Here is a 23,177-nt window from a genome sequence, read left to right as displayed (position 1 = left end):
ACGGCAGTTGTCGTAGACGCACTGGAGCCGGCTGTGTCGTTTGACACGGTCGGCCTTGGTGTTCATAACGTTTCGACAGAGATATCGAGTGGTACCGACACGCGTCGCGGTCGTCTGATGCCGCTGTGCTCACAAAGGCCCCGCCTTTTGGCGGGGCTCGCTCTTTATGACCGTTTTATCTAGGGCTTACATCACTCGGAATCCTTGGTTCCGAGTGTTTGGACGAGCACACCCTGACGTGCTGGAATGCCAGAACTGCCCAGTAGTAAGGGCCGGAAGACACACGCGGCACGACGAAGGTGCACACGCCGAGAGGTTGTTGGTCGAGTGAGGCGTAGCAAGAACGGTCCCGAGCCGTCGGCACGGGGCAACTTCACCCCGCCGCCGCGCGGAGCGGCACCCGCACATGTGTCCGGCTCGGAGCCGGCGGCCCCACCCGCGAAGAGCGGCGGTCGCCTGTCCCCGCGCAACTGGCGCGTGCCCACCAGGCTGAACGCCATTCTCCTCATACCCGTGATCGTCGGGCTCGTCATGGGCGGCTTCCAGGTGAAGAGCTCCATCGACACCTGGCAGGAGGCCCAGGACGCGGAGAAGGTCGCCAAGATCGTCGACGCGGCCGGGCAGTACGCCGAGGCGCTCCTCAACGAGCGTGACGTCTCCGCCCAGCCGCTGCTGGAGGGCGACCGCGACAACGCGACGGTCAAGCAGGCCCGTGCCTTCACGGACCAGAAGCAGGACGCGTTCCACAAGGAAGTCGTCGGGATGCCGGCCGGCCAGGGCCTGGAGCGCCGGCTGAACCTGGTGGAGCAGGCCGAGCCCACGCTGACCCAGGTCCGCAAGGCCGCCTTCACCACCGCGATGGACCCGACGAAGACCGAAGAGGGCTACGTCACCGTCGAGCACCTCCTCATGGAGTTCTCGAACGAGCTGGGCCTCGGCACGGGCAACATCACGAGCTACGGCCGCACCGTGTACGCCGTCGCCCTGTCCAAGGGCGCCGCCTCGCTGCAGCGCTCGATCGGCATGCACCTCCTGGTCAAGCCCAGCAGCAACGAGAAGATCTTCAGGCAGCAGGTCACGGCCTTCACGTCGTACGCCTACCTCGAGAACGTGGCCGTCCAGGAGTACGTCTCCGGCGGTACGGCGCAGGACGCCGCGCGTCTCAAGCAGGTCATGGCCGAGAAGGAGGCGGAGGGCAAGAAGCTCGGCGCCGAGGCCAAGAGCAAGACCGAGGCGGCCGGCGGCACCTACAATGCTCCGCCCTCGATGACCGGCATGATCCAGGCCATCGCCACCGGTGCCAAGCCCGCCGAGCTGGCCCAGCAGGGCATCACGCCCGAGACCTGGATGGCGGCCTCCACCCTCAAGTTCGACGGCTACAGCGAGGTCGAGCAGGAGCTCATCAACCGAGCGGTGGGCGACGCGGGCGACATCGCCACCGACGCCCAGCGCGACGCCTTCGTCAACGGCGCCATCGTCATCGTGGCCCTGCTCGCCGCCTTCATCATCGCCGGCCTCATGGCCCGCCAGATGAGCCGCTCGATGCGCCAGCTGCGCAACGCGGCCTTCGGTGTCGCCGAGCAGCGGCTGCCGATGCTGGTCGACCAGCTCTCGCGCACCGACCCGGGCCGTGTCGACACCCGGGTCACCCCGATCCCGATCACCACCACGGACGAGATCGGCGAAGTCGCCCGCGCCTTCGACCAGGTCCACCGTGAGGCCGTACGACTGGCCGCCGAGCAGGCCCTGCTCCGTGGAAACATCAACGCGATCTTCACCAACCTGTCGCGCCGCAACCAGTCGCTGATCGAGGGCCAGCTGACCCTGATCACCGAGCTGGAGAACAACGAGGCCGACCCGGACCAGCTGGAGAACCTCTTCCGCCTGGACCACCTCGCGACCCGTATGCGCCGCAACGGCGAGAACCTCCTGGTCCTCGCAGGCGAGGAGCCGGGCCGCCGCTGGGACCAGCCGGTCCCGCTGGTCGACGTGCTGCGCGCCGCCTCCTCCGAGGTGGAGCAGTACGAGCGCATCGAGCTGTCGGGCGTACCGGAGGCCGAGATCCACGGCCGCGCGGTCACCGACCTCGTGCACCTGCTCGCCGAGCTCCTGGAGAACGCCACCACGTTCTCCTCGCCGCAGACCAAGGTCCGCGTCACCGCGACCCGTCTCCCGGACGGCCGCATCATGGTCGAGATCCACGACAAGGGCATCGGCCTCACCGCCGAGGACTTCGCGGACATCAACCACAAGCTGGCCAACCCGCCGACCGTCGACGCCGCGATCTCGCAGCGCATGGGTCTGTTCGTGGTCGGCCGGCTGTCCGACCGGCACGGCATCCGCGTCCAGCTGCGCCCCTCGGGCGAGCAGGCCGGTACGACCTCGCTCGTCATGCTCCCCGACATCATCACGCACGGTGGTGGCGGCGAGACGGCACCGCAGCGCGACGAGTTCACCGTCTCGCAGATCATCCCGGAGCAGCAGCCGTTCGGCGGCGAGGAGTTCCAGAGCGGCGGCCAGCCGATGCGTACGGCCGCGGAGCTGGGCTTCGACGACAGCCGCTACACCGAGGTCCCGGACGACATACGCGAGCTGGACCCCGTGGGCCGTTCGCTGATGCGTGAGGAGCGCAGGGCGGCCCTGGAGGCCCAGACGCACGGCGAGCTGGAGGGCGCTTCCCCGTCGTTCAACGGCGAGTTCGACCCGCAGCAGGCCTACGACAACGGTCAGCAGGCCTTCGACAACGGGGCTGCCGCGTACGACAACGGAGCCGCCGCGTACAGCGACGCGCCCGCGTACGACCAGCAGACGCCGTACGAGGAGCCGCAGCAGGCGTCGTACGACGAGACGTACTTCCCGGCAGGCGGCGGGTACCCGGAAACCCCCTATGCGGAACCGGTCCAGGACGAGCCCCAGCCGGCCCACGCTCCCGCGCGGGACAGCTTCTCGGCCTTCGAAGAGCAGTCCTACCAGGACGACTGGCCGCAGCAGGACTCGTACCAGAACGGCTACCGTTCCGAGTACGCTCCCGAAGCGGAACCCGCGCAGGCCGCTGAGGTGGCCGAGCAGGACCGCGTAGGCTTCGAGCGTCCGGGAACGGCCTCTCCCGCCGCCCACGCGCTGACCGACGCCGGGCTTCCGCGCCGCGGATCCACCGACGCCGGGCTTCCCCGCCGCGGATCCACCGCGAGCGCGGGCGGCCAGCAGTCCGTGGGCCAGGAATCGCCGGCTCCGTTCGGCGGCGGCAACGACGGCAACTCCAGCGGCGGCAAGGGCGACTGGCGGTCGAACAACGACCAGATGTGGCAGCGCGCCGAGCAGCTGAAGAAGCCCAAGGCGGGCGGGGTCACCTCCTCCGGCCTGCCGAGGCGTGTACCCAAGGCCAATCTGGTCGAGGGCACCGCGGAATCGACCCCCCAGGGCGGCCCCCAGGTCTCCCGCGCACCCGAGGACGTCCGGGGCAGGCTGAGCAACCTGCGCCGCGGTGTCCAGAGGGGGCGTAACGCAGGAAGCGAAACGAACGGCCAGGGCTTCGGTCCTGACAGCACCTACAACCAGGAGCGTTAGTGTGAGCCCGATGAGCCAGGCGGCACAGAACCTGAACTGGTTGATCACCAACTTCGTGGACAACACCCCCGGGGTGTCGCACACGGTGGTGGTCTCCGCCGACGGACTCCTTCTGGCGATGTCCGAAGGGTTCCCGCGTGACCGTGCCGACCAGCTGGCGGCCGTCGCGTCGGGTCTCACCTCGCTGACCGCGGGCGCGTCCCGCATCTTCGAGGGCGGGAGCGTGAATCAGACGGTTGTGGAGATGGAGCGGGGATTCCTCTTCATCATGTCCATTTCCGATGGATCGTCGCTCGCAGTACTCGCACATCCGGAAGCGGACATCGGTCTCGTCGGGTACGAGATGGCCCTTCTGGTGGACCGTGCCGGTACGGTTCTGACGCCTGATCTGCGTGCGGAGCTCCAGGGGAGCCTTCTCAACTAGCAGACAAGCGATGCGTTTTGGCGTCCCGTGGCCGTAAGGTTTCGGGACGCGGCTCCACATTGATGGGCCCGGCACAGTCGGAGGAGGAGAAAGTGGCAACACCCCCAGGCGGTTCGTCTTCGGGCAACTGGTCCTATGGCCCCGGCCAGGGCCAGGGCGGCAACGACTCGCCGAACCGGTACAACTTCCCCTCCGCACCGTCTCCGCGGCGCCAGCAGCCCTACGCACCCCAGGGTCCCGGGCCCTCCCCGTACGACCAGCCGCCGGCGCCGCGCATCCAGCCCGTGCAGCCGCAGCGACGCTCCCCCGAACCGTCGCCCGCGGGGGGCGCCAGCAACCCGCTGGTCCGCCCCTACGCCATGACGGGCGGCCGCACCAGGCCTCGGTATCAGCTCGCCATCGAGGCACTGGTGCACACCACCGCGCAGCCGCACCAGATGCAGGGCCAGCTGCCCGAGCATCAGCGGATCTGCAACCTCTGCCGGGAGATCAAGTCGGTGGCCGAAATCTCGGCCCTCCTGACGATCCCTCTCGGCGTGGCCAGGATCCTCGTCGCCGACTTGGCGGAGGCGGGCCTGGTCGCCATCCATCAGCCCGGCGGCGACGAGAACGCCGGCGGTCAGCCAGACGTGACTTTGCTCGAAAGGGTGCTCAGTGGACTTCGCAAGCTCTAGCGGAGGGCCTTCCCGCTCCACCACGTCCGCGAAGATCGTGGTGGCGGGCGGCTTCGGCGTGGGCAAGACCACGTTCGTCGGGGCCGTCTCGGAGATCAACCCGCTGCGTACCGAGGCCGTGATGACGTCCGCTTCGGCGGGCATCGACGACCTCACCCACACGGGAGACAAGACCACCACCACGGTGGCCATGGACTTCGGCCGTATCACCCTGGACCAGGACCTGATCCTGTACCTGTTCGGTACGCCCGGCCAGGACCGTTTCTGGTTCATGTGGGACGACCTGGTACGCGGCGCGATCGGTGCGATCGTCCTGGTCGACACCCGCCGTCTCGCCGACTGCTTCCCCGCGGTCGACTACTTCGAGAACAGCGGGCTGCCGTTCGTGATCGCCCTGAACGGCTTCGACGGCAACCAGCCGTACAACCCGGACGAGGTCCGGGAGGCGCTCCAGATCGGGCCCGACACCCCGATCATCACCACGGACGCCCGCCACCGCGCGGACGCCAAGTCGGCGCTCATCACGCTGGTGGAGCATGCCCTGATGGCCCGCCTGCGGTAGGCCTGCGGTAGGCCTGCGGCGCTCAGCCGAATCGAAAAGTGGGCCCCTTCCATTTGGGAGGGGCCCACTTTTGTGTTGCCAGAGCCGTCTGCGCTTCCGGCTGCGGATGGGTGGGTGCTGGTCGGTTTCGGCTGCGGATGAGTATGTGCTCGTCGGTTTTCGGCTGCGGGTGGGTGTTGTGCTGGTCGCGCAGTTCCCCGCGCCCCTAAAAGACACGGGGCACCCAGGAGCTTCTAAGGGGCGCGGGGAACTGCGCGAGCAACCCCAGGCACCCCGCACCCTACGAACGGCCCTCGCCCAGGCGTCCAGGCCTACGGGCCCCAGCCTCCAGGCGCACGAGAAAGGGCCCCCTCCGCCGGGAGGGGGCCCTTCTCATACGCCTGGGCGGTGCAGCGGCGCAGCCTAGCCGTGCCAGCTGTGCGGAGCGCGGAAGCCCGGCTCTCGCTCCAGCCGGCGCCAGCCGGCCTTCGCGCGGCCTCGGTGGGTCGGGGCCGCGGCCGGGGCGGAGGCGGCGCGGGCCAGGAGGATGGCCGTGATGGCGGCGACTTCCTCGGGCTCGGCGTGGCCCTTCTCGACGCGAATATCAGGGATGTCCATGTGGGTGAGTCTCCGTGAGAGAGGGGTCCGCGGGGTTGCCGCGGTGGGTCCGCCGAGTTACTACTGCGGCGGGTTTCCGTGCTTGCGGGAGGGCAGGTCGGCGTGCTTCGTGCGAAGCATCGCGAGGGAGCGGATGAGTACCTCGCGGGTCTCGGCGGGGTCGATGACGTCGTCGACCAGACCGCGTTCGGCCGCGTAGTAGGGGTGCATCAGCTCGGCCTTGTACTCCTTGACCATGCGGACTCGCATCGCCTCGGGGTCCTCGGCGTCGGCGATCTGCCGGCGGAAGATGACGTTGGCGGCGCCCTCGGCGCCCATCACGGCGATCTCGTTGGTGGGCCACGCGTAGGTGAGGTCGGCACCGATGGACTGGCTGTCCATGACGATGTACGCGCCGCCGTAGGCCTTCCTGAGGATCAGTGAGATCCGCGGCACGGTCGCGTTGCAGTAGGCGTAGAGGAGCTTCGCGCCGTGGCGGATGATGCCGCCGTGCTCCTGGTCGACACCGGGGAGGAACCCCGGTACGTCCAGAAGCGTCACGATCGGGATGTTAAAAGCGTCGCACATCTGGACGAAACGCGCAGCTTTCTCCGACGCCTCGATGTCCAGCACCCCGGCCAGGCTCTGCGGCTGGTTGGCGACGATGCCCACCACCTGGCCGTCGAGCCGGGCCAGCGCGCAGATGATGTTGCGGGCCCAGCGCTCGTGGATCTCCAGGTAGTCGCCGTCGTCGACGAGCTCCTCGATGACCTTGGTCATGTCGTACGGACGGTTGCCGTCCGCCGGGACCAGGTCGAGGAGCACGTCCGAACGCCGCTCGGCGGGGTCCTCGGAGTCGGCGTGAGGCGGGTTCTCGCGGTTGTTCTGCGGGAGCATCGACAGGAGGTAGCGCACCTCGTGGATGCAGCTCTCCTCGTCGTCGTACGCGAAGTGCGCGACGCCCGAGGTCTCGGCGTGCACGTCGGCGCCGCCCAGGCCGTTCTGGGTGATCTCCTCGCCGGTGACCGCCTTGACGACGTCGGGGCCCGTGATGAACATCTGCGAGGTCTCGCGGACCATGAACACGAAGTCCGTCAGGGCCGGGCTGTAGGCCGCGCCGCCCGCGCACGGGCCGAGCATCACGGAGATCTGCGGGATGACGCCCGAGGCGCGGGTGTTGCGCTGGAAGATGCCGCCGTAGCCGGCGAGCGCGGACACGCCCTCCTGGATGCGGGCACCCGCACCGTCGTTGAGCGAGACCAGCGGGGCACCGGCCGCGATGGCCATGTCCATGATCTTGTGGATCTTCGTGGCGTGGGCCTCGCCCAGCGCGCCGCCGAAGATCCGGAAGTCGTGCGCGTACACGAAGACCGTGCGGCCCTCGACCGTGCCCCAGCCGGTGATCACACCGTCCGTGTACGGCTTCTTGGCCTCCAGGCCGAAGCCGGTCGCCCGGTGGCGGCGCAGCTGCTCGACCTCGTTGAACGAGCCGGCGTCCAGCAGAAGCTCGATCCGCTCCCGGGAGGTCAGCTTGCCCTTGGCGTGCTGCGCCGCGGTCGCCTTGTCACTGGGTCCGCGAAGAGCCTCCGCACGGATCGCGTGCAGTTCGGCCACGCGCCCGCGGGCGTCGGTGGGTTCGCCTGCCGAGGATCCGGTCTCGTCCAAAACGGTCATGTAGCGACCTTACGAAGCCCACCAAGGAAAGCGGGCCGTCGACTCCGTACAGTCTCCGGCCCGTTTTACTGGTAGCCCTGAACAGAACCATGACCGCATGCAGGCGATCCGACTGCTCAGGGGGCGTGTGGCTTGTAGGGGTCGCACAAAGCCGTCAGCTGAGAGTCACCTCACATTCATGCGTGGCGCATGCCGTCCCCGGAGTGACACGGACGCGCAGACGGCGTCCGGTGGCGAGTACCTCGACGCCGGGATCGGCGCGCACGACCCGGCGTACGGGACGGTCCCAGACGATGTCCAGGGCCTCTCCGGTGCGCGGGGGTTCGCTGACGGAGAGGGTAGCGGTGCGGGCGCGGCGGCGGACCAGCACGCTCGCGGGGGCCGAGGCGGTGAGCGGGCCCGCACTGCCCGCCTGCCAGAAGTTGGCGGCGGTCAGGCCCAGGGAGGGCACGGACACGGCCTGGCGACCGGAGTCGTTGGCGAGGACCGACAGCCGGTGGGGGTCGGCCGCGCGGGCGGCGACCGTGCGGCGCGAGGCTCCGGGCAGGACGGCGTACGCGTACGTGGCGTCCACCGGGTCCGTGCCGTGGTCGAGCCACAGGGTCTGCCAGCGGCGGGTCCGGGCCTCGGTGGTGCTGGTGGTGTTGATGTCGGACCAGGCGCCGGTGCGGTCCTCGCGGAGGGTGTGCAGGGCGGACCGGTCCAGGACCACCCAGCCGCCGTGGCCTTCGAGGTGCGCCCACCCGGGACCCCGTACGAAGGTCTGGGTGCCGCCCTCCCCCAGGTTGCGGTTGTCGACGACCGTCTCGACCGGGACGCCGTCGGTGGCCGTGATGCCCGCGCCCAGGCAGACGATCGTGTCCGCGAGGCAGAACCAGGACTTGCGGGCCTCCAGGGTCGACCCGAGCCCCTTCAGATGCTGTCCGACGGCCGCGAACTCCCCGTCCGTCACACCTCCGACCCAGCGCACGGCGGGCTTGGGCTCGCCCCACTCGCCGCCCGCCCTGTCCGCGAGCCGCTTGGTGGACACGGTCGTGCCGGGGAGCCGGTACCAGTCGACGGTCGGCCAGTACCAGTCCGTGTACTGGTCACTGGGACCACCAGCCCACCAATAGAGCATTCCGGCGCCCGTGTGCCAGCCGCGCGGGTTCTCGCCGTTGCCGCACTCGTAGTACGCGATCCGGTCGCTCGCCATGGCGATGTTCGCGGTGAAGCCGGGGCGGCGGTGGACGGCCCGGTCCATGGCGGCGAAGAGGCGGTGGCCGACCGGTTCGGGCGCGGCCTCGACCGCCGAGTCGGCGACCGCGTGCAGCCGGGCGAGGTCGCCGACGCCGAACTGGGGTGCCGTCAGGAGGGGTGTGACGGTGTCCCGTTCGATCCAGCCCTTGACGCTCGCGTGCCAGCGCTCGCGCTCCGCCGCGCTCGCACCCTGGGCGAGGAGCGCGATCGCGGCGATCAGGCCCTGCCCGTGGAAGTGGTCGCTGCGCATGATGTGGCGGTCGTCGCTCTTGAGGTAACCGCGGCTGATGGCACGCCCGTTGACGCTGTCCATCATCAGTCCGTCGTGGATCAGGGGCGCGTAGGCGCCTTCCACGCTGTCGAGAATGATCTGCCGGTCGGCATCAGTCACCTCCCACGTCGAACCGGCCAGCAGCGCGAAGAGGCGGCCGAGTCCGTCGAGCAGGACCTGTCCGTACGTTCCCGAGTAGGCGACCCAGGTGTGCTGGACGAACGACCCGTCGGCGTACAGCCCGTCCCCCTTCGTGACGTACGGGAAGACCGGTGAGAGTGCGTCCCGGGCGAGTGCGATCTTCTCGGGGGCGCGGCCGAGGATGCCGCGCAGGGCGACCGAGCGGCACAGGTCGACGCGGTTGGCGCCGGTCGAGGTGCCCGAGTAGTCGCGGAGCATCGAGTCGGGGACGAAGTGGTCGACGGCCGCGCAGGCGGCGGCGATCCGCGCGGCGGTGAGTTCGCCGTGGAGGGCGGCCACGATGTCCATGAGGAGGCGTGGGCTGCCGATCTGCCACTCCCACCAGTTGCCGTAGCGGGTGGTGGAGGGGTTGTAGACGGTGGCGGAGAGGTGGTCGAGGCCGCGGAGGATGTCCGTGCGCAGGCCCGTGTCGCCGGTGGAGCCGGTGCCCTCCTGGACGTACGCCTGCGTCATCGTCCAGAGGCGGCTGTAGCTCTGGGTGATGCCTGTCGGCGGGTCATAGGGGTAACCGGGCCAGAGGGAGGTCGCGGTCGGGGCCATGGTCTGCCGGAAGCCGCGGGCCAGCTCGCCGGTCTCGGCGAGACGGGCGGCGTACGGCTCGGCGGTCGGGTCGTAGCCGGCGCCGAGGGCGATCTCCAGCCAGCGGAGGCGCAGGCTGTCGTACTCGTCGTCGGGGGCCGCGTGTGCGGACGTGGTGGGCATGAGCACCGGGCTCGCCGTGAGCGCCGCTGCCAGGAGGAACGTACGGCGGGTGGGGGTCATGCCTGGCGATGGTGCCCGAGGTGTCCGTGTGCCCACCAGAGGGGCAACGGGTGATCTTAGGAGTAGACCAATGGCAACCGGGTGTAATCGGCGCGACACGCCATGCATTCAGTTGAAACCCGTAAGGAATAGGTCTATGGTCGATGTCGTTGAACGTTAAACAGCTTCGGCGCAGGGCCGGGCTCGTCCCCTCAAGGAGTTAGTCATGGGTCTCTTCGGCAGCAAGGACAAGACCGACAGCACCACCGCGGCGCCCGCCGCCGTGAACCCCGACCTTGCCGCGCTCACCGGCGAGTACACGATCGACCCGTCCCACACGACGCTCGGCTTCGTCGCCCGTCACGCCATGGTGACGAACGTCAAGGGCGGCTTCCAGGACTTCTCCGGCAGCCTGCACCTCGACGGTGCCGACCCGTCGCAGTCGACGGCTTCCTTCGACGTCAAGATGGAGAGCATCGACACCGGTTCCGCCGACCGTGACGGTCACCTGAAGAGCGCGGACTTCTTCAAGACGGACGAGTTCCCGACGATGACGTTCCGCTCCACCAAGGCCGAGGCCCTCGGTGGCGACGACTACCGCATCACCGGTGACCTGACGATCCTCGGCACCACCCGGCAGCTCTCCATCGACCTGGAGTTCAACGGCGCCGCGAAGGACCCGTTCGGCAACGAGCGCGTCGGTTTCGAGGGCAAGGCCGAGATCCTGCGCTCCGAGTGGGGCCTCACCTGGAACGCGGCGCTGGAGACCGGTGGCGTGCTCGTCTCCGACAAGATCAAGCTCAACTTCGACATCTCGGCGATCAAGAACGCCGCCTGATCGGGTTCAGGTACTTTCCCGCAACTGACTGACCTCCGGTTGCCCTCTGAGCGCGCCCGTCGTCCGGCTCCCCTGGATTCCCTGGGAGTGGGAGGCGGGCGCTCAGGCGTATCGGGGCCTCACCGCGCCCGGCGCCCCGACTCCAGCCCCGCGACCGCCTTCTCCAGCCGGGCCGCCCTGACCTCCGGCGTCCTCGCCTTCAGCAGGCCCAGGACGACGAGGTACTGGTCCGTCCTGCCGAGCCCCTCGAAGAAGGCCTTCGCGCGCGGGCTGCGGTCCAGGGCGGCGACCAGGTCGTCCGGGACCGTGGTGTTCCGCTGCGACTCGTACGCCGCCTCCCAGCGGCCGTCCGCCTTCGCCGCCGCGACCTCCGCGAGCCCCGGGGGCCGCATCCGGCCGGCCGCGGTGAGGGCCTCGACCTTGCGCACATTGACCATCGACCAGAGGCTGCCGGGCCTGCGCGGGGTGTACTTCTGCAGGTAGTACGAGTCGTCGAGGCCCCGCCGCTGACCGTCGATCCAGCCGTGGCAGAGGGCCACGTCCAGGGCCTCGGTGATGGTGACCGACGGCAGGCCGGAACCCTTCTTGGCGATCTTCAGCCAGATGCCGCCGCGGAGCCCGGGGTTGGCGGACATCCAGGCTTCGAGGTCCGCCACGTCCTTGAAGGCCCTGATCTCCACGCCGGCGAGGGTGTTGGGGCCCGCGGGCGTGCCGGAAGCCTGGGAGGTGCCGGAGCTGCTGGAGGTCCCGTCCATGGGGAGACCGTAGGACGGGACTAGGACAGTTCTTGTCCTACAAGGGCCGGTTGGCCGTACGGGACTCTGGCGTTACTGTGCGCCGGTGTCCGCGTTCATACAGCAACTCCCCGCCCTGATAGGCGTGGTCGTCGGCGCCCTCGGCTCGTACCTGGCGATCGTGCGCGGGGACCAGGTCCGGTTCCGGCGCGAGCGGACGGCACGCTGGGAGGAACGACGCCTCACCGTGTACTCCGACTACGCCCGCGTCCTGAAGAAGAGCGTGACCCTGACCTACCGGGTCTCCGCCCACCTCGGCAACGACCCGCATCCGCACCCCCTCTCCCCCGAGGAGGCGGCGCCCCAGCTGGCGTCGGCCCTCGAAGCCCGCGATCCGGTCGGCGAGGCGCTCCTGATGCTCGGCTCGCCGGACGTGGTGGAGCGGGCGCGCGAGTGGGTCGTCCTGGTCATCGAGATGGAACGCTTCCTGGACACCCGGGTCCACGACCCCGAAGCCTGGTCGGCCCTGTTGGCCCGCCAACGGGCGGCCCGGGAGCGGTACTACTCCGCGGTGCGCGACGATCTGGCCCTTCCGCCGGGGCATTCGGGACGGTGGATCTTCGACGAGCCGGCTTCGGCGGGGTCGTGAGGAGGAGACGTGAGGCGGGTTCGTGAGGCCGGTTCGTGAGGCCGGTTCGTGAGTCGGGTTCCTGAGGAGGAGACGTGGGCGAGCACGGTCATGATCCGCACATCCATGTCGAGGCGAAGGTCGCCCGGGGTGACGCCGCTGTCCGCAATGTGCTGGCGGCCACGTTCGGGCTGGTCGGTGACCTGCCGAGTGTTGTCGACACGGGGTGCGGGCTGCGGGTGCCGTACGCGATGACCTCTCCTCGTCCGGATCGCGTCACGTGTCTCGCCTGCCGTGAGTACGCGGGGCGAGAGCATCTGCGGCTCGCGGAGATGGTCGAACGCCTGGGTCTCATGCCCGGATCGACCATCAGCGGCGCTCAGGCGAAGCAGGCCGCGGACTGGCATCGCGACCTCGCGGAGAGGTTCTCCGGCAATTGAGTGGACCGGGACGGTCGGGCGTCGCTAGCCTCGCCCCCATGTCCAGCCCCGAGGCGTCAAGACTCCGGCCACCGGCTTTCCGGTGGCTGCTCGGGATGTCCGGCTGAAGCGTCGCGGTCAAGCGCGTACCCGCTCCTGCCGTTGCTGTTGCCGCTGTCGCTGTCCCTGTCGCCACAGTCGCATTCACCGTCACCGTCACCGTCACCGTGCCCGTCACCGGAACGCCGTGCAGCCTGTCATGTTCGTTTTCGGGTGTGCGGAGTTCTGTCATGCCGTTCGGTCTGTATCTGTTGGGGCTCGCTGTCTTCGCACAGGGGACCTCCGAGTTCATGTTGTCCGGGCTGGTGCCGGACATCGCGCGGGAGATGGGGGTGTCGGTACCGGCGGCCGGGTCGCTGACCTCGGCGTTCGCCGCCGGGATGGTCGTGGGGGCGCCGCTCATGGCCGTCCTCGCGCGACGCTGGTCCCGGCGTGCGGCGTTGCTGGGGTTTCTGGGCGTCTTCCTGGTGGTTCATGTCGTCGGTGCGGTCACCGACAGCTTCGCCGTGCTGCTGGTCACCCGGGTCGTGGGCGCGCTCGCCAACGCCGGGTTCCTCGCGGTCGCCGTGGTGACGGCCGTGGCGATGGTCGACGCCGATGCCAAGGGGCGGGCCACGTCCGTGCTGCTCGGCGGGGTCACCGTCGCCTGTGTGGCGGGGGTGCCGGGAGGTGCCGTCCTCGGGCAGCTGTGGGGGTGGCGGGCCGCCTTCTGGGCCGTGGTCGTCCTGTCCGTGCCCGCCCTCTTCGCGATCGTACGGTCCGTGCCGGGCGGGGTGTCCGAGGCGGCACACGCGAGTGTGCGCGACGAGGTGCGGGCACTTCGCGCGCCCCGGCTCCAAGTGGCCCTGCTTCTCGGGGCGTTGGTGAACGGGGCCACCTTCTGCACCTTCACCTATCTCGCACCGATCGTCACCTCCGTCGCCCGGCTCGGAGAGACCTGGGTGCCCCTCGTGCTCGCGCTCTTCGGGTTCGGGTCGTTCGTCGGGGTCGCCGTCGCCGGGCGGATCGCCGATGCCCGGCCCGGCCGGGTCCTCGTCGGGGGCGGAGTGGCCCTGCTCGTCGGGTGGGGCCTCCTCGGTCTGACCGCCGGGAACCCGGTGGCGGCGGTCGTACTCGCCTTCGTACAGGGCGTGTTGTCGTTCGGCGTCGGGTCCACGCTGATCTCCCGGGTGCTGTACGAGGCGGCCGGCGCGCCGACCCTGGCCGGCGGTTTCGCCACGGCCGCGTTCAACGTGGGCGGGGCGCTCGGGCCGTGGCTGGGCGGGCTCGCGATCGCGGCGGGGCTTGGGTACCGCTCGCCGGTGTGGGTGAGTGTCGTGCTGGTGGGGCTCGCCCTGGCGGTGGGAGGGGCCGCTCGGCGAACAGGGGTCTTCGCGGTCCGCGTGAGCTCCGACGCCCACGCGGATGGCCTCCACTCCGACGGCAACGGACGCCCCCTCGGACAGCACACGGAATAACCCGGTGCGGGTCGGCGGGCAGCCGGTTAGCCTCCGGGCATGACCTGGCTGCCCGCTGACTTCGTCCATCCGCCGCACGTCGACGTGCCCGGCGGGCTCCATCTGCGGCCGATCACCGGGAGCGACGCCGCGATCGACTACCCGACGGTGATGGGGTCCCGGGAGCGGCTGTGGTCCATCTTCGGGGAGGCCTGGGGATGGCCCGCCGCCACGATCACGTACGAGGCGAACCTGGCCGACCTGGAGCGGCACGAGGCCGAGATCGCCGCTCACGAGTCGTTCAACTACGTGTTGTTCGACGAGGCGGAGAGCGTCGAGTACGGGTGCGTCTACATCGATCCGCCGGAGAAGGCCGGCGCCGATGCCGAGATCTCCTGGTGGGTCGTCGACGAGCAGGTGGGGACCGCTCTGGAGCGGGATCTCGACGAGCTCGTGCCGCGCTGGATCGGTGAGGCATGGCCCTTCGAGCGTCCGCGGTTCATCGGGCGGGACCTGTCGTGGAAGGAATGGCTGGCGCTGCCGGATCTGGCCGACTGAACCGCTGAGCCGTTCAACTGGCTTTGACGCTGAGCCGTTCAACTGGCTTTGCCACCAAGGCTTTACGCGTCCCGCGCCCTGAAGGCCGCCCCCGCCACCAGCAGCAACCCGAGTGCGTACGCCGCCAGCACCCCGAGGCCCGGCCATGGGCCGATGGGGAGGCGGGCGAGGTCTCGGGTGGCCTGGATGGCGAGGCCCGCCGGCATCGGGGCCCAGCGTTCGAGACGGTTCTGCCAGCTCGGGTCGCCCAGGATGTCGGCCAGGAGCGGGACCGCGTACAGCAGGCCGAGGCCCGTCGTGATGGCACCCGTGCTGTCCCTCAGCAGGGCCGCGAGGCCGAGGCCGAGCAGGGCTGTCAGGGTCAGGCAGAGGACCGAACCGAAGGCGGCTCGGAGCGTGGGGCCGTCGGCCAGGGACGGGAGCGGGTAGCCCGCCTCCGGAGTGAAGCCGTTGCCGGGGAGGATCAGCCGGCCCGCGTAGAGGGAACCCAGGACCGCCGCCGTTCCCGCCGCCGCCGTCATGGCGGCCAGGACCGCCGCCTTCGACGCCAGCAGCGACATCCGGTGCGGCATCGCCGTCAGTGTCGTGCGGATCGTGCCCGTGCCGTACTCCGCTCCCATCGACAGCGCGCCGAGGACGAGGGCCGTCGCCTGGCCCAGCCAGACGCCCGTCAGACTCAGTTTCACCGTGTCCTCGTGGCAGTCGGCAGCCGACGGGCACGCTCCGGTGCCGACGGCGGACACCGAGGCCGCGCCGACCGCGAGCGTGAGGACCGCGGTCGCCGCCAGCAGCCACCAACTGCTGTGCAGCGTACGGAGTTTCGTCCACTCGGCGTGCAGCGGGCGGAGCGCCCTCCGGCGGCTCACGCGTCCCTCCTGCGCAGGCGCCAGACCGCGAGGGCCAGCGCCACCACCACGTAAGCACCCAGCACCGCAAGGCCGTTCCAGGGTGCCAACGGATAACAGCCGCTCTCCGGCAGGCAGTTGCTGTCCACCTGCGGATAGCGGGTGACGCCCTGCTGGATCGCGAAGGCCGCCGCCGGGGTCAGCCGCAGCAGCCACTCGGCGGCCGGCAGCGGGAGGGCGAACGCCAGGATCTGCGGCAGGATCACCAGGACCACCACCGCGGTGATCGCGCCCGCGCTGCTGCGGAGCAGCGTGCCCACGGCCAGGGCGAGGACCGCGACCAGGGACAGCAGGAGCGCGCTGCCGACGACCGCCCGCGGGGCCGCCCCCTCCAGCATCGACAGATCCGGGAACGCGGGCGGCTTGAAGCCGTTGGAGCGCAGCGTGTCCTGGGCGAGCGGGAACGCCACGGCCACCGCCACGAGCCCCGCGGCGAACGTCACTCCCCCGATCACCAGGACCTTCGCCGCCAGCACCTTTTCCCGGCGCGGACTCGCCGTGAACGTCGTACGGATCATGCCGCGCTTGTACTCGGCGGTGATGAAGAGCGCGCCGAGCGCCACCATGAACAGGACACCCACCCAGACGCCCTGGAAGCTCATCTGGACGGTGTCGGCGCCGGTCTGGTCCGGGGCGATGTCGCCCTGCCCGGTGACCGTGAAGGCACCGGCGCCGGTGACCTTCGTACTGCCGGGGATCGGCCGGGCCGGGCCCGACGCCGGGAGGTCCGGGTCGTCCGGGTCGGGGGCGCCCACGTCGGTGCTGGTCCAGGACGGGTCGGCGGCGCTGCCGCGCAGTTCCACGTGGTCGAAGTCCGCCGTCGCGGTCGCGACGCCCGCGGTCGCGGAGGTGCCGCCGAAGGAGCGGCGCAGGGTGGTGTGCGGCGGGGTGGCGACGAAGAGTCCCGCCCGGGCCGACTTCGGCAGGTCCGCCGGTCGGACGGTCGCGATCTTCGTCCACTCACGGCCGTCCGGCGACTCGTAGCCCGTCAGCTCCGGGCCCGAGCGGGTCAGCCTGAGCCAGCGCGCACCGGAGGACGAGCCCTGCTCGTCGTGGGTGAAGTCCCACTGCATACGGACGCCGTGGTCCGGGGTCACCATCAGGGCCACATACGAACTGCCTTGCTTCGTACTCGACTTGACCATGACGCCTGCCTTCGCCCACGGCTCCGGGGACCTGCCCTCGCGTCCCTCGAGGCCGGACACCCGGACCGTGACACTGCCGTCCCCGGCGAGCGGCCGGTGGACGAAGCGGAAGGTGTCGTCCACACGGGTGCCGTCGGGAGCGGAGACGATACGGACCTGGCCGTTGGAGTCGGTGACGGAGCCGCTCGCGCCGAGCTGCGAGATCACGACCGTCGCGGCGGCGGCCAGCACGAGAACCAGCAGCCAGCTCCGTACGGTCCAGAACTTGCTCCACTCCGCGCGCAGCAGCCGGACGAATCCGTCCCGCCCCGGCTGGAGTTGGGACCTGTACGGGGTCCTCGGCACGGGCGCCGGAGGTGTCGAGGGAGTGGGTGAGGGCGCGGGTGAGGGCGGTGTCGAGGAGGACGTCATCGCGCGCCCTCGCCGTCCACCGAGACGAACTCCGTGGAGACGAACTCCGTGGAGTCCCGGGTCAGTTCCATGTACGCCTCTTCCAGGGTGGCCCGGTGCGAGCCCACCTCCGCGAACGCGATCCCGGCCTCGGTGAGGAGCGCCACGATCCGTTCCGGCGGCAGACCGGTGACGGTGAGGGTGTCGCGGCCGGTCACCGCGACCGTGCCGCCCTTGTGGGCGAGCAGTTCCATCGCCTCCGTACGCGCACTCGTACGCAGGGCCACTCGGTCGCCGGACGCGGCGGCCAGCAGGTCGGCGACGGCCGTGTCGGCGATCAGGCGGCCTCGGCCGATGACGACCAAGTGGTCGGCGGTGTCCTCGAGTTCGCTCATGAGATGGCTGGAGACGAGGATCGCCCGGCCCTCGGCGGCCAGTCGGCGCAGCAGGCCGCGGATCCACTGGATGCCCTCGGGGTCGAGGCCGTTGACCGGTTCGTCGAAGAGGAGCACGGGCGGGTCGCCGAGGAGCGCGGCGGCGATGCCGAGGCGCTGGCGCATGCCGAGCGAGTAGCCGCCCGCCCTGCGGCGGGCCGGCTGTTCCATGCCGACCTGTTCGAGGACCGCGTCGACCCGGCGCATGGGCAGGCCGTGCGAGTGGGCCAGCCAGCGCAGATGGTCGCGGCCACGGCGGGCCGGGTGCAGCGCGGCGGCGTCGAGGAGCGCGCCGACCTCCAACAGCGGGGTGCGCAGGGCGTGGTAGGGGCGCCCGCCGATGAGGGCGTGGCCCGCGTCGGGGGCGTCCAGGCCGAGTACGGTCCGCATGGTCGTCGACTTGCCTGCCCCGTTGGGGCCGACGAAGCCGGTGACCTGGCCCGGTTCGACCGTGAAGGAGAGCCCGTCCACGGCGACGGTCTGCCCGAACCTCTTGCGAAGGTCCCGGACTTCGATGGTTGCGTCCATGCCAGCGAGGCTAGGGACCGTGGCGTGCGGAGTCGTCCCGCCCGGGAGCAGTCTTCGCCGCCCCTGGCCCGGGGGACGGCATCCCCCGCGCGAGGGACACAGCACTGCTGACCTGGGGGACGCGGTCCGGCGCGGGCGGCGGCAGAATGGCGGACGTGGACGAGGTGGGCGAGGCGCGCGACGCGGGCGACGCGGGCGACGCGGGCGACGCGGACAAGGTGACGGCGGGGCGGGCGGTCCCCGGGCCCGCGGAACACCCTTGTCCGGCTTGGTCGTTGGGGTTGCCTCAGCCATGGCCGGTGGGGTTGCGCCCACCCCGGCAGTCGGGGCTGCGGCGACCTTGGCCGTCGGGGCTGCATCGACCTTGGCCGTCTGGGCTGCGCCGGGCCGCCGCCTCCCGCGCAGACACGCGCTCACGCGACCGCGGCGGCGCAGACACCCTCGACCGCTGCGGCACAGACGCCCTCGATCACGGCGTACCGGCCATCGGCCACGGCACACCCGCCCCCGGCCGTGGCGTACCCGCTCTCGGCCGAGCGATGCGCCGCCTCTCCCCCGCCTCGCGCCCCCGCTCCTCGACCCTGTTCTCCGCCGGTGCCGTAGGCGCGGTCGGTTCCGGGCCCCTCTCCCCCGTCGTGCTCTCCGTCGGTCTCGCGGTGCTCGCCTCCGTCGAGATCCTGGTCCGCGCTGCCGGGCTGCGCGGGAATCTCGCACTCGCCCTTCTGCTCGCGCTGTGCACCACGCTGCCCGTGGGGTTCGTCCTCGTGCCGGAGCGCGGGGCGCCGATCCGCGGCACCGCGGCTATCGCGCTCACGACCGCCTGTGTCCTGGCCCTGGAACCCTTCCGCGCCCTCACCCTCGCGGGGGCGGCGGCCCAGCTGGTCACCGTCCATGCGCTGGGCCGGGCGGGAACGCCCCTGCTCAGCGGCGTGCTCGTGCTGCCGTACGTCGGTCTCGCGCTCGCCGCCGCAGGCGACCCCGCCGACTCCACCGTCCGCGTCGTGGCCGTCCTGGTCGCCACGCTCGCCTCCGCCGCGGCAGCCACGGGCATCACCCGGCACGTACGGACGGCCGCGCAGGCGCACAGCGCCACGGAACGGGCCTTCGCCGACACCCTGCTCGAACACGCGGCACGGGGTGAACGGGCCCGTATCGCAAGGGAGTTGCACGATGTCGTCGCCCACCACATCTCGATGATCGCCGTACAGGCCGAGACCGCCCGGCTGACCACCCAGGGGCTGCCCGCCGACGGCGCCACCCGGCTGCTCGCCATCGGGGACACCGCACGGGCCGCGCTGATGGAGATGCGGCGGCTGCTCGGAGTCCTGCGCGAGGACGCGGACGTGGGGGTCACCCGACGCCCCCAGCCGGGCCTGCGCCAGCTGATGGAGCTGGTCGACGACTCCCGGGACGCCGCGGGCACCCGTACCCGGCTGATCGTCAGCGGCACGGTCACCCCGCTCGACCCGGGCATCGAGGTCACCGCCTACCGCATCGTCCAGGAGGCCCTGACGAACGCCCGCCGACACGCGCCGGGTGCCGCCGTCGACGTAGAACTCCGGTACGGGACGGACGACTTGGAGCTCCGCGTACGCGACAACGGCCCCGGGCACCCCGCGCACCCGACAGACCCCGCCGCCGCCCGTGACCGCGTGGGACACGGCCTCCTCGGCATGCACGAACGCGCGGCCACCGTGGGCGGCACCCTGCGCACCGGCCCCGCACCCGGCGGCGGCTTCCTGGTCGAGGCACGCCTCCCCGTACGGGCGGAGGCCCTCGCATGACGCCCCCCGAAGCCACTCCCGGAGACGCACCCGAAGCGGTCGCCGAGACGAACGCCGCGACGGCGGCCGACGTACCGACCCAACCCCACCCCGTCCGAATCGTCGTGGCCGACGACCACGAGGTCGTGCGCGCCGGATACGCCGGACTCCTCGCCACCCAGCCGGACTTCACCGTCGTGGGCACCGCGCGGGACGGCGCGGAGGCGGTCCGCGTCTGCCGCGAGCAGCGGCCCGACGTGGTGCTGATGGACGTACGGATGCCGGTGTCGGACGGCATCCAGGCGACCGCGGAGCTGATGGGCGACGCCGGGCCCGCACAGCCGCCCCGCGTGCTGATCCTCACCACCTTCGACCTCGACGAGCACGTGTACGACGCCCTCATCGCCGGAGCGAGCGGGTTCCTCCTCAAGGACGTCACGGCGGAGCGGCTCTTCGACGCCGTACGTGTGGTCGCGGCCGGGGAGGCCCTGCTGGCGCCCGGGGTCACGCGCCGGCTGATCGCGGAGTTCGCCCGGCTGAAGCCCAGGGCGCCGCGCCGGGACGCGCTCGCGGTCCTCACTCCGCGCGAGTCGGAGGTGCTGCGGCTGCTCGCCGAGGGGCTGTCCAATCCCGAGCTCGCGGGGCGTCTGCACGTGGGCGAGGAGACGGTGAAGACGCACGTCAGCCGGGTGCTCTCGAAGCTCGGGCTGCGCGACCGGACCCAGGCGGTGGTCATGGCGTACGAGACGGGACTGGTCGTACCGGGGGCCGGGAGTTCGGCCTGACCGGACCACGGACTCGGCCTGAGCGGGGCACGGGAATCGGCCTGACCGGATAGGGGCGGCCGAATTTCACCCCTTGTGGCGGCGCTCACAGCGTTCACATAATCCCTCAACAGAAATTGACCGGCTCATGCCAGCAAACGCGATTATTTGTCGCATTCCTTGGCATGTGCCTGCCATTTCTGCCGCACCCGCATCCGGTTCCACCAGCTCGCATGTCAACCCCCCACGGAAGGCATCACGTTGAAGAACCTCATCAAGGCCCTCAAGAGATGCGCGGTCGCCGGTGCGGCCGCCCTCGCGGTCGTCAGCCTTCAGCCCGTGTCCAACGCCCAGGCCGCCCCCGCGCCCGTGGTCGGCGGAACCCGCGCCGCGCAGGGCGAGTTCCCGTTCATGGTCCGGCTCTCGATGGGCTGTGGCGGCTCCCTGCTCACCCAGCAGATCGTGCTCACCGCCGCGCACTGTGTGAGCGGCACCGGCGCCAACACCAGCATCACGGCCACCGCCGGTGTCGTGGACCTCCAGTCGACCACCGGCCGGGTCCAGGTCAGGTCCACCTACGTGTACCGGGCCCCCGGCTACAACGGCAACGGCAAGGACTGGGCGCTCATCAAGCTCGCCTCGCCCATCACCACCCAGGCCACCCTGAAGATCGCCACCACCACGCAGTACAACACCGGCACCTTCACCGTCGCCGGCTGGGGCTCGGCCTCCGAGGGCGGCGCCCAGCAGCGGTACATGCTCAAGGCGACCGTGCCGTTCGTCAGCGACGCCACCTGCCGCACCTACAGCGGCTACAGCGGCCTCGTCGCGGGTGACGAGATCTGCGCCGGATACGCGGCCGGCGGTGTCGACACCTGCCAGGGTGACTCCGGCGGCCCGATGTTCCGCCGGGACAGCGCCAACGCGTGGATCCAGGTCGGCATCGTGAGCTGGGGCATCGGCTGCGCCCGGCCCAACGCGCCCGGCGTCTACTCCGAGGTCTCGACCTTCGCCTCGGCCATCACGGCAGCGGCAGCGACTCTCTGACGCCCGCTCCATCTCCCGTACGACCTCCACAGGCCCGGCGCTGCTCAGCGCCGGGCCTGTGTCCGCACCTGCGAAGGGCTCCGGACCTCCGAAGGACTCCGCACACCGAAGGGCTCCGCACCACCGAAGGATGAACGACTCGGCCGTGAGCCGGAGTTGGGCCGGAGTTCAGAAACCCCCTCCGAAGTCCCCGCCGCCCCCGAAGTCACCGCCTCCGAAGCCGCCGCCGAAGTCACCGGAGTCGAAGTCGGCGCCGGACACGTCCCCGCCCTCGTACCCTCCGCCGCCGAAGTTCCCGTACCCGGAGCCGTAGTCGGCCGCGTACGACGGGCTGGCCATCATGGAGCCGAGCAGCGTGCCGACAAGGAGGCCGGGCAGGATGCCGCCGCCGAAGTAGCCGCCCGCCCAGGGGCCGTACGCCGGGCCCGCCTCCCAGTAGGGGCGGCGGCCGGAGTCCGTGTCGACCTCGCGGACGGCGGGGTCGTGGCCCTCGGCGAGACGGACCTCGTCGGCGGCGCAGACGGGCACCTCGCGGGATGCCCCGCCCGACGGCGTCCAGGTGACGTCGGCGACCGACGGGCCGTGGCGCGGGTCGAAGAAGCAGGGGGCCCGGCGCTCGGGGACGGGCCGGTGCTCGCGGCGTGCGGCGAGCACGGCGAGCGAGAAGCGCCCGTCCTCCAGGGACTGGGTGACCGCACGCACCTCCTCGGGGCGGGTGGCCGCGGCCATGAAGGACTTCGCCTTGTCGTAGGAGTCGAGGGCGCGCTCGTAGTCGGCGCGCATCGCGTCGTCCGCGCCCGCCTCCGCGGGGTGGAAGTCGAGCCGGTCGAGCTCCTCGCCGAAGGCGGTGATGTCCTCGTCGACGACGACGCGCAGCTTGTCGAGCGCGGCCTGTCGCTCCGCCTCCTTCCGGCGGCGGTTGCGGCGCACGAGGGTGTACGCGCCGGCGCCGCCCGCCACGATCACCGCGCCGGCCCCGATCAGGGCGCCCGTGTCCACGCCGCCCCCGCCCTCGCTCCAGCCGCTGGGCGCCGAACCGCCGACGTTGGCGAGGGCCCGGTCGGTGAAGTCGTCGAGCTGGGTCTTCGTGTCCTCGCCCCGGACGCTGGTGACGAGGTTCTTCGTGGCGTCCTGCGACAGGACCGAGGAGTCGGCCCTCGCGTCGAACGCGTCGCCGAGCCGGATCGCGTACAGGCCGGTGATGCCGGTCGCGGTGCGCAGGTTCCGGAAGAGGTCCTGCTTCGGGAAGTCCGAGGGGAGTACGGCGACGAAGACCGGCTTGTCGGCCCTCTCGATCTTCTCGGCGAGGGCGTCGGCGTCGGCCGACGACAGTTGCCCGGACATCGACGGGTCGACGTACACGGGGCTCTTCTTCAGGGCGTCGGCGACCGTCGAGACGTCCGTCGCGGCGTGGGCGCCCGTGGCCCCGACGGACAGCACCGCCAAGGCCGCGAACGCGATCAGGAGTACGGAGAGTCCTAGCCTGAGGGTCTGTGCGGCCTTCATACCTTCGAAGCTACTCCTGCGTGACCGAAAACGAACCTCAGGTCCGGTGGGCGGCACATTCGCCGCCCACCGGACCTGGCGTGTAAACGGTCC

The 23,177-nt window shown here is 70.9% G+C and carries 20 protein-coding genes; 12 read left to right on the top strand and 8 right to left on the bottom strand.

Annotated features, from left to right (window positions below):
- Nucleotides 1-327 precede the first annotated feature (327 nt).
- The 4 genes from ACN20J_RS34010 to ACN20J_RS33995 all read left to right on the top strand — a co-directional run bounded on the left by ACN20J_RS34010 (nucleotide 328) and on the right by ACN20J_RS33995 (nucleotide 5,227).
- Nucleotides 328-3,567, top strand: coding sequence for a nitrate- and nitrite sensing domain-containing protein (locus tag ACN20J_RS34010; protein WP_189843605.1), 3,240 nt, complete (start codon nucleotides 328-330; stop codon nucleotides 3,565-3,567).
- 10 nt (nucleotides 3,568-3,577) lie between these two features.
- Nucleotides 3,578-3,991 carry a roadblock/LC7 domain-containing protein gene (locus ACN20J_RS34005; protein ID WP_033321188.1) on the top strand — a complete coding sequence of 138 codons (414 nt, stop codon included), beginning with the start codon at nucleotides 3,578-3,580 and terminating at the stop codon, nucleotides 3,989-3,991.
- Between the two features lie 92 nt (nucleotides 3,992-4,083).
- A complete protein-coding gene (locus ACN20J_RS34000) occupies nucleotides 4,084-4,665 on the top strand; it encodes a DUF742 domain-containing protein (protein WP_055614001.1) in 582 nt (193 codons plus the stop codon).
- Nucleotides 4,646-5,227 carry a GTP-binding protein gene (locus ACN20J_RS33995; protein ID WP_026248371.1) on the top strand — a complete coding sequence of 194 codons (582 nt, stop codon included), beginning with the start codon at nucleotides 4,646-4,648 and terminating at the stop codon, nucleotides 5,225-5,227. Before ACN20J_RS34000 ends, ACN20J_RS33995 begins: the two co-directional genes overlap by 20 nt.
- A gap of 402 nt (nucleotides 5,228-5,629) precedes the next feature.
- Here ACN20J_RS33995 and ACN20J_RS33990 read toward each other — a convergent pair whose 3' ends face one another.
- The 3 genes from ACN20J_RS33990 to ACN20J_RS33980 form a co-directional block, all read right to left on the bottom strand.
- Nucleotides 5,630-5,824, bottom strand: coding sequence for an acyl-CoA carboxylase subunit epsilon (locus tag ACN20J_RS33990; RefSeq protein ID WP_189843606.1), 195 nt, complete (start codon nucleotides 5,822-5,824; stop codon nucleotides 5,630-5,632).
- A gap of 60 nt (nucleotides 5,825-5,884) precedes the next feature.
- Nucleotides 5,885-7,477, bottom strand: a complete 1,593-nt coding sequence (locus ACN20J_RS33985; RefSeq protein ID WP_189843607.1) for an acyl-CoA carboxylase subunit beta — start codon at nucleotides 7,475-7,477, stop codon at nucleotides 5,885-5,887.
- A gap of 154 nt (nucleotides 7,478-7,631) precedes the next feature.
- Nucleotides 7,632-9,950 carry a polysaccharide lyase 8 family protein gene (locus ACN20J_RS33980; RefSeq protein ID WP_419667483.1) on the bottom strand — a complete coding sequence of 773 codons (2,319 nt, stop codon included), beginning with the start codon at nucleotides 9,948-9,950 and terminating at the stop codon, nucleotides 7,632-7,634.
- A gap of 205 nt (nucleotides 9,951-10,155) precedes the next feature.
- On the opposite strand from ACN20J_RS33980, the gene ACN20J_RS33975 reads away from it, so the two are divergent.
- Nucleotides 10,156-10,767, top strand: a complete 612-nt coding sequence (locus tag ACN20J_RS33975; protein WP_189843609.1) for a YceI family protein — start codon at nucleotides 10,156-10,158, stop codon at nucleotides 10,765-10,767.
- Nucleotides 10,768-10,886: 119 nt separating this feature from the next.
- On the opposite strand, the gene ACN20J_RS33970 is transcribed toward ACN20J_RS33975, so the two are convergent.
- The gene (locus tag ACN20J_RS33970) at nucleotides 10,887-11,522 is read right to left on the bottom strand and encodes a YdeI/OmpD-associated family protein (RefSeq protein WP_419667482.1); all 636 of its coding nucleotides are present in this window, start codon (nucleotides 11,520-11,522) and stop codon (nucleotides 10,887-10,889) included.
- A gap of 85 nt (nucleotides 11,523-11,607) precedes the next feature.
- On the opposite strand from ACN20J_RS33970, the gene ACN20J_RS33965 reads away from it, so the two are divergent.
- From ACN20J_RS33965 to ACN20J_RS33950, 4 genes are all read left to right on the top strand, one after another.
- Complete coding sequence (locus ACN20J_RS33965) at nucleotides 11,608-12,150, top strand: hypothetical protein (RefSeq protein ID WP_361890520.1); 543 nt, start codon at nucleotides 11,608-11,610, stop codon at nucleotides 12,148-12,150.
- A gap of 74 nt (nucleotides 12,151-12,224) precedes the next feature.
- Nucleotides 12,225-12,569, top strand: a complete 345-nt coding sequence (locus tag ACN20J_RS33960) for a hypothetical protein (RefSeq protein ID WP_419667481.1) — start codon at nucleotides 12,225-12,227, stop codon at nucleotides 12,567-12,569.
- A gap of 269 nt (nucleotides 12,570-12,838) precedes the next feature.
- Nucleotides 12,839-14,065, top strand: coding sequence for a Cmx/CmrA family chloramphenicol efflux MFS transporter (locus ACN20J_RS33955; protein ID WP_419667480.1), 1,227 nt, complete (start codon nucleotides 12,839-12,841; stop codon nucleotides 14,063-14,065).
- A gap of 39 nt (nucleotides 14,066-14,104) precedes the next feature.
- A complete protein-coding gene (locus ACN20J_RS33950) occupies nucleotides 14,105-14,602 on the top strand; it encodes an N-acetyltransferase (protein WP_419667479.1) in 498 nt (165 codons plus the stop codon).
- Between the two features lie 62 nt (nucleotides 14,603-14,664).
- On the opposite strand, the gene ACN20J_RS33945 is transcribed toward ACN20J_RS33950, so the two are convergent.
- The 3 genes from ACN20J_RS33945 to ACN20J_RS33935 all read right to left on the bottom strand — a co-directional run bounded on the left by ACN20J_RS33945 (nucleotide 14,665) and on the right by ACN20J_RS33935 (nucleotide 18,004).
- On the bottom strand, nucleotides 14,665-15,468 hold the full coding sequence (locus tag ACN20J_RS33945) for an ABC transporter permease subunit (RefSeq protein WP_419667478.1): 804 nt from the start codon (nucleotides 15,466-15,468) through the stop codon (nucleotides 14,665-14,667).
- Entirely contained in the window at nucleotides 15,465-16,997 is a 1,533-nt protein-coding gene (locus ACN20J_RS33940; RefSeq protein ID WP_419667477.1) for an ABC transporter permease subunit, read from the bottom strand. The genes ACN20J_RS33945 and ACN20J_RS33940 overlap by 4 nt, the downstream gene beginning before the upstream one ends.
- 62 nt (nucleotides 16,998-17,059) lie before the next feature.
- On the bottom strand, nucleotides 17,060-18,004 hold the full coding sequence (locus tag ACN20J_RS33935; RefSeq protein WP_419667476.1) for an ABC transporter ATP-binding protein: 945 nt from the start codon (nucleotides 18,002-18,004) through the stop codon (nucleotides 17,060-17,062).
- Nucleotides 18,005-18,159: 155 nt separating this feature from the next.
- Between ACN20J_RS33935 and ACN20J_RS33930 the strand changes: the two genes are divergently transcribed.
- The 3 genes from ACN20J_RS33930 (at nucleotide 18,160) to ACN20J_RS33920 (ending at nucleotide 21,578) form a co-directional block, all read left to right on the top strand.
- On the top strand, nucleotides 18,160-19,788 hold the full coding sequence (locus ACN20J_RS33930; RefSeq protein ID WP_419667475.1) for a sensor histidine kinase: 1,629 nt from the start codon (nucleotides 18,160-18,162) through the stop codon (nucleotides 19,786-19,788).
- The gene (locus ACN20J_RS33925; RefSeq protein WP_419667474.1) at nucleotides 19,785-20,552 is read left to right on the top strand and encodes a response regulator; all 768 of its coding nucleotides are present in this window, start codon (nucleotides 19,785-19,787) and stop codon (nucleotides 20,550-20,552) included. Before ACN20J_RS33930 ends, ACN20J_RS33925 begins: the two co-directional genes overlap by 4 nt.
- A 240-nt stretch (nucleotides 20,553-20,792) precedes the next feature.
- The gene (locus tag ACN20J_RS33920; RefSeq protein ID WP_189843618.1) at nucleotides 20,793-21,578 is read left to right on the top strand and encodes a S1 family peptidase; all 786 of its coding nucleotides are present in this window, start codon (nucleotides 20,793-20,795) and stop codon (nucleotides 21,576-21,578) included.
- Between the two features lie 168 nt (nucleotides 21,579-21,746).
- Here ACN20J_RS33920 and ACN20J_RS33915 read toward each other — a convergent pair whose 3' ends face one another.
- Nucleotides 21,747-23,084, bottom strand: coding sequence for a hypothetical protein (locus ACN20J_RS33915; protein WP_362301501.1), 1,338 nt, complete (start codon nucleotides 23,082-23,084; stop codon nucleotides 21,747-21,749).
- Nucleotides 23,085-23,177 lie beyond the last annotated feature (93 nt).

It is taken from the genome of Streptomyces sp. 2-1 (assembly GCF_048564895.1).
Classification (GTDB): Bacteria; Actinomycetota; Actinomycetes; order Streptomycetales; family Streptomycetaceae; genus Streptomyces; species Streptomyces phaeochromogenes.
Note: the sequence above shows the minus strand (reverse complement) of the source record. Positions and strands in the feature narration are given on the sequence as shown.